This is a genomic window from Clostridium sp. AF27-5AA, from assembly GCF_003478415.1.
GTDB lineage: Bacteria > Bacillota > Clostridia > Lachnospirales > Lachnospiraceae > Otoolea > Otoolea fessa.
In genome coordinates this window covers 203,119-218,370 of record NZ_QUFH01000004.1, presented here as the reverse complement: position 1 = coordinate 218,370, position 15,252 = coordinate 203,119, and the positions used below count along the sequence as shown (strand labels likewise).

Annotated in this window: 10 protein-coding genes; 7 read left to right on the top strand and 3 right to left on the bottom strand. The window is 50.4% G+C overall.

Features of this window, described 5'->3' with window-relative positions; genetic code table 11:
- Positions 1 to 5 precede the first annotated feature (5 nt).
- Genes DWY89_RS06390 through DWY89_RS06380 form a run of 3 tightly spaced genes read left to right on the top strand, consistent with a single transcriptional unit; the run spans position 6 to position 5,222 of the window.
- On the top strand, positions 6 to 2,390 hold the full coding sequence (locus DWY89_RS06390; protein ID WP_118523855.1) for a DUF3656 domain-containing protein: 2,385 nt from the start codon (positions 6 to 8) through the stop codon (positions 2,388 to 2,390).
- 47 nt (positions 2,391 to 2,437) lie between these two features.
- Positions 2,438 to 3,778, top strand: coding sequence for an FtsW/RodA/SpoVE family cell cycle protein (locus DWY89_RS06385; RefSeq protein ID WP_118523854.1), 1,341 nt, complete (start codon positions 2,438 to 2,440; stop codon positions 3,776 to 3,778).
- On the top strand, positions 3,762 to 5,222 hold the full coding sequence (locus DWY89_RS06380) for a penicillin-binding transpeptidase domain-containing protein (protein ID WP_118523853.1): 1,461 nt from the start codon (positions 3,762 to 3,764) through the stop codon (positions 5,220 to 5,222). Before DWY89_RS06385 ends, DWY89_RS06380 begins: the two co-directional genes overlap by 17 nt.
- A 74-nt stretch (positions 5,223 to 5,296) precedes the next feature.
- Here DWY89_RS06380 and aroA read toward each other — a convergent pair whose 3' ends face one another.
- Together aroA and DWY89_RS06370 are read right to left on the bottom strand one after the other, a co-directional pair.
- On the bottom strand, positions 5,297 to 6,574 hold the full coding sequence (gene aroA, locus DWY89_RS06375; RefSeq protein WP_118524495.1) for a 3-phosphoshikimate 1-carboxyvinyltransferase: 1,278 nt from the start codon (positions 6,572 to 6,574) through the stop codon (positions 5,297 to 5,299).
- 66 nt (positions 6,575 to 6,640) lie between these two features.
- A complete protein-coding gene (locus DWY89_RS06370) occupies positions 6,641 to 7,747 on the bottom strand; it encodes a prephenate dehydrogenase (protein ID WP_118523852.1) in 1,107 nt (368 codons plus the stop codon).
- 335 nt (positions 7,748 to 8,082) lie between these two features.
- Here DWY89_RS06370 and DWY89_RS06365 point away from each other — a divergent pair, with 335 nt between their 5' ends.
- From DWY89_RS06365 to DWY89_RS06355, 3 genes are all read left to right on the top strand, one after another.
- Entirely contained in the window at positions 8,083 to 10,173 is a 2,091-nt protein-coding gene (locus DWY89_RS06365) for an elongation factor G (RefSeq protein WP_118467340.1), read from the top strand.
- Positions 10,174 to 10,553: 380 nt separating this feature from the next.
- Positions 10,554 to 11,501, top strand: coding sequence for a hypothetical protein (locus tag DWY89_RS06360; protein ID WP_118523851.1), 948 nt, complete (start codon positions 10,554 to 10,556; stop codon positions 11,499 to 11,501).
- The gene (locus DWY89_RS06355; protein WP_107001643.1) at positions 11,498 to 12,019 is read left to right on the top strand and encodes a hypothetical protein; all 522 of its coding nucleotides are present in this window, start codon (positions 11,498 to 11,500) and stop codon (positions 12,017 to 12,019) included. The genes DWY89_RS06360 and DWY89_RS06355 overlap by 4 nt, the downstream gene beginning before the upstream one ends.
- Positions 12,020 to 12,177: 158 nt before the next feature.
- On the opposite strand, the gene DWY89_RS06350 is transcribed toward DWY89_RS06355, so the two are convergent.
- Entirely contained in the window at positions 12,178 to 13,497 is a 1,320-nt protein-coding gene (locus DWY89_RS06350) for an acetyl-CoA hydrolase/transferase C-terminal domain-containing protein (protein WP_022360166.1), read from the bottom strand.
- 393 nt (positions 13,498 to 13,890) lie between these two features.
- Here DWY89_RS06350 and DWY89_RS06345 point away from each other — a divergent pair, with 393 nt between their 5' ends.
- Positions 13,891 to 15,246 carry an MATE family efflux transporter gene (locus DWY89_RS06345; protein ID WP_118523850.1) on the top strand — a complete coding sequence of 452 codons (1,356 nt, stop codon included), beginning with the start codon at positions 13,891 to 13,893 and terminating at the stop codon, positions 15,244 to 15,246.
- Positions 15,247 to 15,252: the final 6 nt, after the last annotated feature.

The following is a 15,252-nucleotide window of genomic DNA, read 5'->3' as shown; positions in this document are numbered from 1 at the left end:
ATGATATGAAAAAAAAGGTGGAAATTCTGGCACCGGCGGGTTCCTTCGATAGCATGAAAGCGGCGGTGGCAGCGGGGGCGGACGCAGTCTATATGGGCGGCAGCCGTTTCGGAGCCAGGGCATATGCGGAAAATCCGGATGAAATGGGGATGCTGGAAGCGATCAACTACGTGCATCTGCATGGGCGCCAGCTTTATATGACGGTCAATACGCTGGTAAAGGAAGACGAGATGGATGACTTATACGACTATCTGCTTCCGTATTACCAGGCGGGACTGGATGCCGTGATCGTGCAGGACATGGGGGTATTTTCTTATATCCGGGAGCATTTTCCGGATTTGCCGGTTCATGCGAGCACACAGATGACGATTACCGGACCGGAGGGCGCGGCGCTTATGACGAGAATGGGCGCGGTCCGCATCGTTACAGCGCGTGAACTTTCATTGGAAGAGATACGCCGCATTTATCAGGAGACGGGCGTGGAGATAGAGAGCTTTGTTCACGGGGCTCTCTGTTACTGTTATTCGGGACAATGCCTGTTCAGCAGCCTGATCGGCGGCAGGAGCGGCAACCGGGGACGATGCGCTCAGACCTGCCGGCTTCCGTTTGATGTCCTTCGGCGGCTGGATGAGAACAACCCGAATGAAAACAAAAACAAAAAGAAAGAAAATGGCGTGTTAAATCCGGGTGATTCCAAGTATGTGCTCAGTCTCAAGGATCTTTGTACGCTGGATATTTTGCCGGATATTCTGGAAGCAGGCGTTTATTCCTTGAAAATCGAGGGGCGCATGAAGAGTCCGCGCTATACGGCAGGCGTGGTGCGCCTGTACCGGAAATATGTAGATTTATATTTAAAGAATGGCAGAAAAGGTTACCGGGTTGACCCGAAAGACCGGAAGGAGCTGCTGGATCTGTTTGACCGCGGCGGTCAGACGTTAGGCTATTATACCGAGCACAATGGACGCGATATGGTGGTCTGCCATGAGAAACCGGCATTCCGCCAGGAAAACCGGGAACTTTACCAGTATCTGAACAAAACGTATGTGGAAGCAGAGGTGAAAGAACCGGTTCAGGGGTTTGCGCGTGTCTGTGAAGGCGAACCGCTGCAGCTGACGCTTCAATACGAAGATCCGCTGACGGGAGAAAGCCGGATGGCAGGCGGAATCGGAGCAGTTGTCCAGACGGCAGTGAAACAGCCGATGAGCAAGGAACGGATTGAGAAACAGCTCGGAAAAACGGGAAATACGCCGTATTATTTTGAAAATCTGGAAGTGGAGACAGGCGGCAGCCCCTTTGTGCCGGTGCAGGAGTTAAATGAACTCCGCCGCTCTGCGTTTGAGCAACTGACCGAGGAGATACTGCGTCCATACCGCCGGGAGATACCGGAAAATAGGGCGTGCGGGACAGGAAAAGGGTGGCAAAATCCGGAAGAAAAGAATCTGGAAGAAAATAACCAGACAGGTTCGGAATCAGAAAAAACCAGCCCGGCTCAGGACGTTGAACTCACAGCGGGTTTACCTGTACAGAGCCAGAAAATGCTGTTTGAGAATAAAAAAGGGAATAAAACAGCTCTGTACCACATCCACGTTTCGGTCGAACACCCGGCACAGTTAAAAGTGGCGTTATCCGTACCGGAAGTCGGAGCCATCTATCTGGATAGTGCTGAATTTGGCGTCGAACAGTGGAACGAATGGGTATCGCGCTGCCATGAGGCAGACAAGCAGTGTCTTTTGGTAATGCCGCATATTTTCCGCGATCGGGCAAAGGAATATTTTGAAACACATCGTTCCAGGCTGGAATCGGCGGGATTTGACGGTCTTGTCATCCGGGCATGGGAAGAGCTGGAACTGGTGCGCGAGTGGAAGATTTCCATCCCGCTTGTGATGGATTATGGTATTTATACGATGAATCACCGGGCGGAGGATTTTGTGCGGGAGATGGCGCCGGAGCTTTCGATGCGTTTTACCCTTCCGGTCGAGCTCAACAGCCGGGAGTTGGAGGCGCGCGACAGCCGGGAACGGGAACTTCTCGTATATGGTTCGATCCCGGTCATGGTAACCGCCCAGTGCATCCGGAAAACAGTGGAAGGATGCAGTAAATGTCCGGAATATCTGTATCTGCGGGATCGCAAAAAGAAGGTATTTCCGGTAAGGAACCAGTGCCGTTTCTGCTGCAATACGATCTACAATTCCAGCCCCCTGTCGCTTTTGAAGGATAAAAAGCAGATAGACCGCCTGCAGCCGGAGGTGCTGCGTCTGGCATTTACGTCGGAGAGTGCGGCACAGACCGGGGAAGTGCTGGATGCCTACGTGAAGACCTTCCTCCATCAGGAACCGGTGGAGCTGGAGGGCGAATTTACAAGAGGTCATTTTAAGAGGGGCGTAGAGTAGCGTGTGTACCGGGAATCTTCCGGGTACACATGAAAAGGAGGATCACCATGATAAATCTTGTGACAACGATGTCCAGGTATCTGATGATATTGCTGATACTGATTTATACATATTACAATTTCCGCTTTTTTTCACTGCCGGATGACGAGTCGAAACTCCGGCTCTGTCGTCTGCAGAATGTACCGCTGTTTTTGATATTTCTTCTGTCGGGTACGATCATTTATCTACAAACCGAGGATGAGGCAGTTGTGCTGTTTTTCGGCGCGCAGCTTGTCTTTTTTGTCCTGTACCAGCTCTTATACCGGCTGTTTTACCGGAATGCGTCGAGACTGTTGCTGAACAACACGTGTATGCTTCTGTGCACCAGTTTTATCATGCTGACGCGCATCTCGATGGACAAGGCGGTCCGCCAGTTTATCATCATGGCAGTTGCGGCGATTATCACAATGATTATACCATATGTGATAGATAGAACCTGGCAGCTCGCTAAGATACCGTGGGTGTACGGCCTGATAGGTCTGGCGCTGCTGCTGGTTGTCTGTGTGATCGGCAATACCAGCTTCGGCGCGCAGCTTTCGATCAGTATCGGCGGATTTTCGTTCCAGCCGTCCGAGTTTGTTAAGATCAGCTTTGTATTCTTCGTGGCGACGATGTTTTACCGCTCAACGGAGTTTAAAAATGTGGCGATCACGACCGGCGTGGCGGCGGCGCACGTGTTGATTCTGGTGTTATCCAAGGATCTGGGAAGTGCGCTGATTTTTTTCCTCGCCTATGTCCTGATGCTGTTTATTGCAACCTCCAACTGGCTGTATCTGGCTGGCGGTCTTGGAAGCGGCTGTGCGGCTGCGATGCTGGCGTATAAGCTGTTTTCGCATGTGCGTGTCCGCGTGGAAGCATGGCAGGATCCGTGGAGTGACATCGCAGGAAAAGGATATCAGGTTACGCAGGCGCTCTTTGCGATCGGCACAGGCGGCTGGTTTGGCATGGGACTTTACCAGGGGATGCCGAAGAAGATACCGGTTGTCGAGAAGGACTTCATTTTTGCGGCGATCTCGGAGGAGCTGGGCGGCATCTATGCGCTCTGTATTCTCCTGATCTGTCTGGGCTGCTTCATGCAGTTCATGCTGATTGCGACCCGGATGCAGGCATTATTTTACAAGCTGATCGCGTTTGGTCTGGGAATTGAGTATGTGGTGCAGGTGTTCCTGACGATCGGCGGCGTGACCAAGTTTATCCCGTCCACCGGTGTGACGCTGCCACTTGTCAGCTACGGAGGCAGTTCGATTCTCAGCACATTTATCCTGTTTGGCGTGATACAGGGACTATATGTCCTGAAACGGAATGAGGAAGAAGAGGAGGAGCAGCAGTTTGATGAGGCAGAAGGATGAAATGGAAAGAACTGAAAATGCGAGAGCGCGTTCAAACCGTCATATTCTGTGGCTGACCTATGGGATTGCGGCGCTCTTTATCGCGATGGCCGTTTATTTTGGCTGGTTTATCCAGTTTAAGAGTGAAAATGTGATCGGCAGCTCTTATAATGCGAGGCTCGATCTCCTCTCAGACCGGGTGACCCGCGGTTCGATTATGAGCAATGATAAAACGGTGCTGGCGCAGACGAACGTTGCAAGTGATGGAAGCGAGAAACGCTATTATCCGTATGATTATCTGTTTGTCCATTCGGTCGGATATTCCGGCAAAAATGGAAAAACAGGTCTGGAGTCGCTGGCGAATTTCTACCTGCTTTCCTCCCATGTGAATCTGATTGAGAAAACGATCAATGAATTTCAGGGGAAGAAAAATCTGGGCGACAATGTGATTACGACGCTCGATGTGGATCTGCAGCAGACGGCATCCGACGCGATCGGAAAACACCGGGGCGCGGTGATCGTCATGGAACCGGATACGGGAAAGATTTTAACGATGGTTTCCCAGCCGAATTTCAATGCGAATCTCGTCGATGAGCGCTGGGCAGAGTTGATATCGCCGGACAATACGAAGGCGCAGTTAGTCAACCGCGCGACGCAGGGCTTATATCCGCCGGGATCGACGTTCAAGATGCTGACGGTGCTGGAATATATGAAAGAGAACCCGAATACCTGGCAGGACTATGTGTATAATTGTAATGGCTCTTACCAGAATGGCGATTATACGATTAAATGTTACCACGGGACGGCACACGGGGCGCAGAACCTGATTCAGGCATTTGCCAATTCCTGCAACGGTGCGTTTGCGGAGATTGGAATGCAGATTAATTCAGAAAAATTCCGGGCGCTGGCAAATCAGATGCTCTTTAATTCGGAGCTTCCGTACACACTTCCGTACAACCAGAGCACGTTTTCGCTCGACGGCAGTTCGGATGACTGGGAAAAGCTTCAGACCGCGATCGGACAGGGAAAAACCCAGATTACGCCGCTGCATAACCTGATGATCGTATCGGCGATCGCCAACGGCGGCACGCTGATGAAGCCATATATGATCGATCATGTTGAAAATGTGGGTGGTCAGACGGTCAAGAAGTTCCTTCCGTCCGCCTATGGAGCCCTGATGTCTGCGAATGACGCACAGTTTCTGACACATCTCATGAGCCAGGTGGTCGAGATTGGTACAGGTTCCGCGATGCGGGGGGCATCCTATACGGTGGCCGGAAAAACCGGTTCCGCCGAGTTTGAGACAGGTAAGGAGACACATTCCTGGTTTGTCGGTTTCGCTCCGGCGGACAAGCCGAAGGTGGCGATCTGCGTGCTGGCAGAAGAGTCCGGTTCCGGCGGTGCGGTCGCTGCGCCGATCGCAAGACAGGTGCTGGATCGGTATTTTGCGAAATATGGGCAGTAGGACAAAAGAAAAGGGCAGGAAAGCGATTTGAAGCTTTTCCTGCCCTTTTTGTCTCAAATATGCATAGTCACATTTTATTTACACAGCCGTTTCAGATCCCCATAGAATCCCGGATAGGAGATGTTCACGCAGTCTGCATCCAGAATTTCGGTCTCGCCGGAAGCGCCGAGTGCGGCAACGGCGAAGGTCATGGCGATGCGGTGATCCTTCTTGCTGTCGATCACAGCACCGTGCAGCGGCTTGCCTCCGTGGATGATCATGCCATCTTCGGTCTCGGTCACATCCGCGCCCATAGCGGTTAAATTCTCTACCATGACAGCAATGCGGTTTGACTCTTTTACCTTCAGTTCCGCGGCATCGCGTATGACGGTGGTTCCCTCGGCATAGCACGCCATCGCAGCGATCACCGGAAGCTCGTCGATGAGAGTCGGGATGATCGCACCCTCGATCGCGGTTCCAGTCAGCTTACCGGAGCGGACGAGCAGGTCGGCGGTCGGTTCGCCGGAGGCGGTGTTTACATTGAGAAGTTCGATGTCCGCGTTCATCGCCTTGCAGACGCGCAGGATGCCGTCGCGGGTCGGGTTGATACCGACATTTTTAATTAAGATTTCTGAATCCGGTACGATGAGTCCGGCTGCGATAAAAAAGGCAGCGGAGGAGATATCGCCCGGAACCTGAATTTTCTGTCCATAGAGCTGTTTTGCCGGCTGTAAAATCGCGGTGGTTCCTTCTGTGTGGATGTCTGCGCCGAATGCGGACAGCATCCGTTCACTGTGATCGCGGGAGATGTACGGTTCGGTCACGCGGGTTTCTCCGTCGGCATACAGACCTGCCAGCAGAATCGAGGATTTGACCTGGGCGGAGGCAACCGGAGAATTATAATGGATGCCGTGCAGCGGTGAGCCGGTGATATGGAGCGGCGCGCAGCCATTTCCATTGACACTCTCGATCTTTGCGCCCATCTGAGAGAGAGGATCGATGATGCGCTTCATCGGACGTTTCTGGATGGAAGCGTCGCCGGTCAGTGTTGTGTCAAATTTCTGGGCCGAGAGAATGCCGGAGATCAGGCGCGTTGTGGTGCCGCTGTTGCCGCAGTCTAAAACGGAGTCTGGGGCAGTCAGCCCGTGCAGTCCACGTCCGTGGACGAGAACGGTCTCGCCCTGATTTTCGATCGAGATTCCCATTTTGGAAAAACAGGAGATCGTGGAGAGACAGTCTGCGCCCTGCAGGAAGCCGTGGATTTCGGTCAGTCCGTCCGCAAGAGCGCCGAACATGACGCTGCGGTGGGAGATGGACTTGTCTCCCGGAACGGTCAGTTCGCCCCGGAGAGAAGATGTATGGGTAAATTTCATTGAGTTCATAGTTGTACCTGCCTAAACATTAATGTTGAAAGTTAAGTTTGAAACATACATTGCAGTCTACGCGAACAGCGTGTAATTGTATTTCTTCAAACGCGCCCACGCCGCTTCCATCGAAGCCTTGTCGTAGAAGCTGATCCGCAGCGCGCCCTCGCCATGCTCACGGTTGTGGCTGATGCCAATATTTTTGATACTGATTCCTTTACCAGAGAGGATCGAGGAAATGATGGAGATAGCACCTGGCTCGTCCACCACGTCGGCGGAGAAGGTGTATTCCGGCTGTATCGATCCTTTTGGAGTTTCTGCAAACGAATTCCGGTAGTCGCGGGAGGACTCAAACAGCTGGTAGATGGCTCTGGACTGGTGGTCGGACAGTTCTTCCCGCAATGTCGTCAGGGAATCAATGTAGCGATCCAGCACCTCAGTGATATTGCCTGTGTTCGTCATGCAGATCTGTTCCCACATGACCGGAGAAGAGGAGGCAATACGGGTGATATCCTTGAAACCTCCGGCAGCCAGCCGTTTCATCATCTGATCCTCGCTGTCGCAGTCGTGTACCAGGTTGACCAGGCTGGAGGCGATGAGGTGCGGCAGATGGCTGATCGCCGCGACAATGAAATCATGACGATGGTAATCCAGCACCAGGGGCAGCGCACCGATCGCCTTTGCCACATCCACCATACGGTCAGTGTGGGAAGCTGGGGTGTGCGGTGTCGGGGTAATGATATAGTATGCATTTTCCAGCAAATGGTCGGTTGAACTCTCGTAGCCGGTCTTTTCCGAGCCAGCCATCGGGTGTCCGCCGACGAAGCAGCTTTCCATGCCAAGCGCGGCAACGGTCTCATGAATGCTGGTCTTGGTGCTTCCGACGTCAGTCACAATCGCGCCTTCCTTTAAGAACGGTCGGATCTGGCGCAGATAGGATTCATTAAATTCAACCGGTGTGCACAGGAAAATGATGTCGCACTCGCTTAAATGCTCGTCCACGCCGTCCAGAATCAGGTCAACAATGCCGTCTGCATGTGCCTGTTCCAATTTTTCGCGGGTCCGCATATAAGCCATGATCTGAATATCCGGGGCACTGCGTTTCAAACCTCTGGCGATAGAGCCGCCGATCAGACCGAGTCCGATGAAACCGGCGGTAAGATGATTAATCGGTGTATTCATAGCAATTACGCTCTCTTTCATAAGTAGTATAGTAAAAAAATGAAACTAGAAATTATTGTAGAATAGAACAAGTCACTTGTCAACGATTTTACGCGTTGAAGTGAAAAAGAAATTTTTTTGCATCTGTTTATTACTAAATTTGCGAAAATGCGATTGATTTCACCGCCTTTGAACAGGGAAATTGTCGCATTTTCAATGCTTTTCAAAATAAAACGAATAAATTTTGTATAAAGGTGTTGTTTTACTTGAAATTTTCTCTATTTTCTTGTACAATATGAACAGAGGTTAAAATACAAGAAGAAAACATCAAAATAAATAGACGGGAGGACTTAACTATGAACGTGTATGGGACAAAACAAATCCGCAATGTAGTGTTACTGGGGCACGGCGGTGCCGGCAAGACAACGGTAGCAGAGGCGCTGGCACTGGTAACAGGTACTACCAAGAGAATGGGAAAAGTTCCAGAAGGAACCACCATCAGCGATTATGATAAAGAAGAAATCAAGAGACAGTTCTCTATCTCCACCACGCTGATTCCGTTGGAGTATCAGGGAGAAGATGGACCGATCAAGATTAACCTGTTAGATACCCCTGGCTATTTTGATTTTGTGGGAGAAGTAGAGGAAGCTATCAGTGTAGCAGATGCAGCAATCATCGTTGTAAACTGCAAGGCTGGCATCGAAGTCGGAACCGAGAAAGCATGGGAACTCTGTGAAGAGTACAACCTGCCGCGCCTGTTCTTCGTTACCAACATGGATGACGATCAGGCAAGCTTCCGTGAGCTGATCTTAAAACTGGAGAAACAGTTTGGCCGTAAGATCGCGCCGTTCCAGGTGCCGATCCGTGAAAATGAAAAATTTGTCGGCTTTGTCAATGCGGTAAAGATGGAAGGCCGCCGTTTCACTCATTTAAGCGAATATGAGAAATGCGAGATTCCGGAGTACACCAAGAAGAACCTCGGCATCATCCGTGATGCGCTGATCGAGGCAGTGGCAGAGACGAGTGAAGAATATATGGAGCGCTATTTCTCCGGTGAAGAATTTACACAGGAAGAGATCGCACAGGCGCTGCGTGAGCACGTAAGTGAGGGCAACATCGTTCCGGTTATGATGGGTTCCGGTGTCAATGCACAGGGCTTCGCATATTTGCTGCAGGCGATCGATAAATACTTCCCGTCACCGGACAAGTTCGAGTGTGTCGGTGTCGATGTATCGACCGCAGAGCGCTTTACCGCTAAATATAATGACGATGTATCCCTGTCGGCACGTGTTTTCAAGACTGTGGTTGACCCGTTCATCGGCAAATACTCCCTGATGAAGATTTGTACCGGTACCTTAAAACCGGATACCGTTATCTACAATGTAAACAAAGATGCTGAAGAGAAAGTTCAGAAAGTATATGTTCTCCGCGGCAAGGATGTCATCGAGGTTCCGGAATTAAAGGCTGGCGATATCGGCGCGGTTGCCAAATTAAACGTTACTCAGACCGGCGATACCATCGCAGTCCGCACGGCTCCGATTGTATACCACAAACCGAAGATTTCTACCCCGTATACCTACATGGCATACGCAGCTAAGACCAAAGGCGATGAGGACAAGATCTCCAGTGCACTGGCGAAGATGATGGACGAAGATCTGACACTCAGAAGCGTCAGCGATACCGAGAACCGTCAGACCTTACTTTACGGCATCGGCGAGCAGCAGCTCGAAGTTGTTGTCAGCAAGCTGCAGGCAAGATATAAAGTAGACATTGTGCTCAGCAAACCGAAATTTGCATTCCGCGAGACACTTCGCAAGAAAGTAGAAGCACAGGGCAAATATAAGAAACAGTCCGGTGGACATGGACAGTACGGCGATGTTAAGATGTCCTTCGAGCCGTCCGGCGATCTGGAGACACCATATGTATTTGAAGAGAAGGTATTTGGCGGTGCCGTTCCAAAGAACTACTTCCCGGCAGTTGAGAAGGGTATTCAGGAATGCGTACAGAAGGGTCCGTTGGCTGGATATCCGGTTGTCGGTGTGAAAGCAACCCTGTTAGATGGTTCCTATCATCCGGTTGACTCCTCCGAGATGGCATTCAAGATGGCAGCGACGCTGGCATTCAAGAAAGCGTTCATGGAAGCGAATCCAGTTCTCCTTGAGCCGATCGCATCTCTGAAAGTAACCGTTCCGGATAAATTCACCGGCGACGTCATGGGCGATCTGAACCGCAGAAGAGGTCGTGTTCTCGGTATGAACTCCAACCATCACGGCAAACAGATCATCGAGGCAGATATCCCGATGTCCGAGCTGTTTGGTTATAACACCGACCTTCGTTCCATGACCGGCGGTATCGGTGAATTCTCCTATGAGTTCAGCCGCTACGAGCAGGCTCCGGGCGATGTACAGAAGAGAGAAGTGGAGGCGAGAGCGGCAGAAGCTGAATAATGGCGGATGAAGTGCTTACCGTTTCGGTCAAAAATATGATATTCTTATATAAATAAGCAGAAAACCGCCGCAGGCGGCTGAGTGGATCGATACCGATTCATCAAGGCTGTCAGCGGCGGCTTTCTCTTTCTGGAAGGTCTTTCGGATCGATATGGTTATAGGCTGTGCTTGAATTGAACAAAGCGCTGCGAATGTTATCGATGGGACAGGCGAGAAGTTAAGGCAGTGAATGCGGATGCCAAATTGCTACGAATTGCGTTCTTTTGCAATTTTCAAAAAGAAGGCTATAAATTGTAAGAAAATAGAAAAGACTACCCACCTGTAAAAAGGTATAATGTTGCAAAGAGAACAACTTATACAGACAGGTGGGTGGCCTTTTTATGATAGAGAAAAATGAGAAAAGCGGGGAACTCATGGAAGTAAAAGAACAGGCAAAAACAGTTCGGAAACATCCGGAGCGGATGATCGTGCGTATCTGGCTGGTGCTGGCGCTTATTTGTCTGCTGGCGGGTCTGATCGCCCAGTATACGTTCCGGCTGAAAGAACCGCTGTTTCTGCACTACAGCCAGTCGGCTTATCTGGGCTGTGGGCTGGACGGAGTAGAAACTTCGGATGTATGGTATACACAGGTAAATTTTGCCTATCTGACGGATGTGACGGATGAGATCTGTGTGAGAGAAATTCGTTTTTCAGAGTTGCCTGAACTTCAAATGCAGGAAATGCGGGAGACAGTCCAGTCAGCGGGACAGTATGCGCTTCATCGCCTGGATGCTACGCTTTCGATTGAAGATCCGCAGCATAACGGGATCCGTCAGTGGAGAATCCTGACGCGGGCGCAGGTGCTCTATTCAGATGGAAACACAGCGGACGTAAAAATTGGTAATCTGGTACTGATTGCAAATCCGGAGGGCGGGAGCGCCCTGGAAAATCCAAGTTCCAGCGCCAATTCAGATGGAACGGCCACACAGGTTTACACCGTTCAGAAAGATGGAACCATCGAAGTAAAAGGCTGCATTGCGTCAGCCGGGGAGATGGAAAATTTTTCGATGACCTTAAATGGAGAGCCTATCCCAGCCCAAAAAGAAGGGGAAGATCCGAAACGGCTGACAGTAAAAACGGGTGATGTCCTGACGTTCCAGAGCCATTGGATTGGCAAAGAGGAAGACCAGTCGCCGCAGGTATTTCATTCAGGAGTTGCAGTGCTTTCATATATCGGCAAAGATGGCGGGGAGCAGGTTCTTTCATTTGAAAATGAATACAGGAAGAGAAGGGAGCTTCGCTTTATTGATGTGTGGAAATATCTGCTGAAAGAGGAGGCATTTAAGTGAAAACGGGAGATCATAAGATTTTAGCCGGTCTGATTCTTGCTTCGATTCATATTAATCTGTTCCATGTGATGCTGCTGCCGCCCTGCATCGGGTTCCTGATTTTATATATCGGGATTCTCCAGAAAGAGCGGCAGGCTGGATTTTTCCAGATGGATGTAAAAGAGATGAGAGTGTACCGGGCAGCAGGGGCGGCGCTTGTGCTGGTGACTGCTTTTTCTAGCTTCCTGTCCATGTTCTGGAGGCGGCCGGACGGAACCATCTGGTCGCTGATTCCCTGTATGCTGGAATATGTGGTGCTCTATGGACTGATGGAAAGCTACACCGCAGGTTCGCCCAGACATTCCTATCACTCCGAACTGTGCTGTGGATATGCTATGGTAATGGGAGCAGCACTGTGTGGGTACGCAGTCAGCCTGATTCTGCATATCGCGCTGTGGCAGCTCTTTGCGTCTATGATTATTTTGGTCTGCCGGTTTATGGTGGTTATGGTTGTTATAGGGGCGAAGAAAGAGGCATAAAAAATAAAAAGCCGTAATCAGATATACTCGCCCATGGGATTAAACTCATGAGCGAAAGTATAAGGTTACGGCTTTTCTATGTTGAAAATTCTGGTTTTCAAATAATCAAAGATAACATGGAATGTTGATGTTTCGGTTCCGATGTATCTTTCCAATTTTTATTTAAAATTCTCCTCCGCATACCGGCGCAGCTCATCACGGAAATCCGGGTGTGCGATGGCGATCATGGCATCCGCTCGTTCTTTTAAGGTAAGCCCGGTCAGTTTTGCGATACCGTACTCGGTCGCCACGTACTGAATCATGGTACGCGGTGCAGATACGGTGCTGCCGCCCGGAATGAACGGTACGATGTTGGATTTTAAGGAGCCATCTTTTTTCTTGTGGGTGGAAGCAAGGCAGATAAAGCCCTTGCCTCCCTCGGAGCGGAATGCGCCCTCCAGGAAATCCATCTGTCCGCCGATACCGGAGAGCTGTCGGGTGCCGGCAGACTCGGCATTTTCCTGTCCCATCAGATCCAGCTCGACACCACCGTTGATACTGATGACATTTTTCATCTCACCGATGCGGTACGGGGAGTGGACGTAATCGACGTCAGCCGGATGGAAGAGCTGCGGCTCATTATCCAGCCAGTCATATAATTCCTGAGAGCCCATGGCAAGGTTCCAGGTAGAATAACCGTTGTCAATTTCCTTCTTCTTGTTGGTCAGCTTGCCAGCCTTATAGAGGGCTAAAAAAGCATCGCTGATGGTGCCGGTGTGGCAGCCGAGGTCGGTTTTGTCGGACTGTGCCAGCATATTGGCAACGGTAAACGGAACGCCGCCGACGCCCAGGGAAAGGACAGCGCCGTCCGGGATCTCCTCAACGACACGTTTGGCAATTTCAATATCAACGGCGCTCGGATCGCGGTAGGTGCGGATCGGAAGCGGCTCATGCTCGCCCTCGACGATGAAATCTGCCTCTGAGAGGTGGACACGGTGGGAACCATCGACGCCCTGTAAGCGCGGGAGGCGCTCATTGATCTCGAAGATGACGGTACGCGCATTCTCAAAGATGGTGCGCCATGCATAGTTGGAAATACCCAGTCCGCAGTAGCCGTCCGCATCCGGTCTGGAAACCGGTACAAAGGCAACATCCACGCGAATGTGGTGGCGGTACATTTCCGGCAGGGAACGCAGCATCATCGGCATAAACTTGCAGAGCCCACGGGTCTGCAGCTTGCGCTCATAATCGCCGATGTGCCAGCTGTAGTAGCTGAATGCTTTCTGCTCCGGGTCGCTTTCGACAACCTCGATGCGCGGGCGGATGACTAAACCGCCGCGGATCTTGACATCGGTCAGCTCATCCCTGCGTGCTGCCAGCGCACGGTCGAGAAGCTCCGGAAATCCAGCACCAAAGCCATAATCCACCCAGTCGCCCGGTTGAACGGCCTTGACGGCGGTCTCAGCACTTACAAATTTGCCTGCGTAATTGTTAGACATAGTAAAAATCCTCCATCGGTATGAAATTCATAATTTTCTAGTTTCCATCATATCCCAGAAAGCGCTTTTTTGCAACTTCCAAAGACAATTCCAAAAGACAATTTTTAAGCTGGGTTTTAAGATAAGTTTAATACGGAAATAGTTGACAAAATAGGTGTTTATGATAAAATTAAGTGTTTATAAATAAGAGTTGATCTTTTACACAGCAGGCAGAAGTGCCTGTATTTTTATGTAATAGGAAATTCCTTGGAATCCCCTATTACACAAAAAGGCACTAACGTGCCAATGATGTGCACTTGCGCGAAGCAGAAACATGTCGCAAGCGACCGCGCTCGGCGCGAGAATGTGACTGTAAAGAATACAACAAATATAGAAAGAGAGGAGTTACGACAAATGAAAACAAATACGGATTTATTTGAAAAAACACCCGTACCGAAGGCGGTCGCAACCATGGCGGTTCCGACTATGATTTCCATGCTGGTGGTTGTTATCTATAACATGGCGGATACATTTTTCATCGGTCAGACGAAGGATCCGCTGCAGGTGGCGGCAGTTTCGCTGGCAACGCCGGTCTTTATGATTTTTATGGCATTAGGCCATCTGTTCGGTATCGGCGGCAGCTCAGCGATATCGAGAGCACTGGGAGAACGCCATAAAGACCGGGCATGTCATATCAGTTCATTCTGCTGCTATGGATCCCTGGGGCTGGGCGTGATAGTGGCTATCCTGTCTGTACTTGGAATGGAAACCATTCTGCATCTCATCGGTGCCAGTGTAAATACGATCGGTTTTGCGAGACAGTACCTGGCGATTATTGCAATCGGCGCGCCGTTTATTATGTTTTCAACTGCATTTGCGAATATTCTGCGGGGAGAAGGCGCATCGAGAGAATCGATGGTCGGAAACCTGTTAGGTACCGTAGTAAATATTATTTTGGATCCGATCATGATCCTGGTGCTTGGCTGGGGAGTGACCGGTGCAGCGCTTGCGACGATCATCGGCAATATTGCGGCCTGTCTTTACTATATTGCTTATTATCTACGGGGAAAATCGACACTGTCGATTCATTTCCGTGATTTTAAGATGGGAGATGGAATCGTTTCCGGCGTGGCAGGGATCGGTATTCCGGCTTCCTTAAATAACATCCTGATGAGCTTTGCCAATATTATCCTGAACCAGGCGCTGGTCGGTTACGGTGACACACCGGTAGCGGCGATGGGGGTTGCGATGAAATCCAATATGCTTGTTGTCCTGCTGCAGATTGGTCTCTGCGTGGGAATCCAGCCGCTGATTGGTTATAATTATGGAGCGCGCAACAAGAAACGCCTGATGTCGGTATTCAAATTTACAGGATTTGTATCGGTTATTATGGGAACGATTCTGACATTGTTTATGATTGTCGCAAGAAAGACAATGATTCAGATGTTTATTAATGATGCGGAAGTTGTCCAGTATGGTATTCAGATGGTGGTTGCGCTCCAGCTTTCTGCGCCATTCCTTGGTATCTTATTCCTCTGCATCAATACGATCCAGGGAATGGGAAAAGCGCTTCCGTCGCTGATTCTTACGATCTGCCGCCAGGGACTGATTTTTATTCCGCTGATTTTCGTGCTGAATGCGATGTTTGGCCTGGATGGAGTTATCTATGCACAGCCGGCGGCTGATTATCTGTCGATTGTGGTGGCGATTTTGATTTGTGCACATCTGTTCCGAACGATGGATCATAGAGAAGAGAAAGCAGAAGGCTGAGAAGAT